The following is a 702-nucleotide window of genomic DNA, read 5'->3' on the forward strand; positions in this document are numbered from 1 at the left end:
GTTGTCGTTGTGGGAGGGCATGGCGGATCGGAGGATCAGTCATGGAAACACCAAACTTACCTGCCATTCGTGCGCTTCGTCCCGCCTGGAACAAAGGACGTATTGTTGGTCAAAAGCGCCCCCTGAAGCCAAAACACGTCTGGGCGATCCGGGTTAGGCTCGAACTCGCTGAGAACCATCGCGATCTGGCACTGTTCAATATGGCGATCGACAGCAAGCTCCGCGGTTGCGACCTGGTGAAGATGAAAGTCGTTGATGTTATGGCGACAGGTCAGATCAAGGAACGGGCGTCGGTCTTACAGAGCAAAACACAGAAACCTGTGCGATTTGAGATATCCGAAGGGACTCGCGCCTCGGTCGAGAAGTGGATGGAAGACGAGGTGATGATCGGCTCCGAGTACCTTTGGCCGGGCCGCTTCCATGAGCGGCTGCACATCTCGACCCGTCAGTATGCTCGAATCGTCCGCGACTGGGTCACGTCGATTGGTCTGGAGGCAAGCGCCTATGGCACGCATTCGATGCGTAGAACCAAGGTCACTCAGATCTACAAGAAGACCGGAAACCTTCGCGCGGTTCAGCTCCTTCTGGGCCACACGAAGATGGACAGTACGGTCCGATACCTCGGTGTCGAACTCGAGGATGCCTTGGCCATCGCTGAAGCCATTGAAATCTAGTGCAGTTGGGTCGCCTACGCGGGCGGCC

General features: G+C 56.7%; 1 protein-coding gene. It reads left to right on the forward strand.

The window, feature by feature from the left end:
• Positions 1-41 precede the first annotated feature (41 nt).
• On the forward strand, positions 42-674 hold the full coding sequence (locus ACR0AP_RS20935) for a tyrosine-type recombinase/integrase (protein WP_480495824.1): 633 nt from the start codon (positions 42-44) through the stop codon (positions 672-674).
• The last annotated feature ends 28 nt before the right edge of the window (positions 675-702 follow it).

This window comes from Ruegeria sp. AF7 (assembly GCF_056541885.1).

Excerpts from the sequence above, each read along its gene's own strand:
- ACR0AP_RS20935 (WP_480495824.1), top strand. The coding sequence starts at position 42 with ATGGAAACACCAAACTTACCTGCCATTCGTGCGCTTCGTCCCGCCTGG.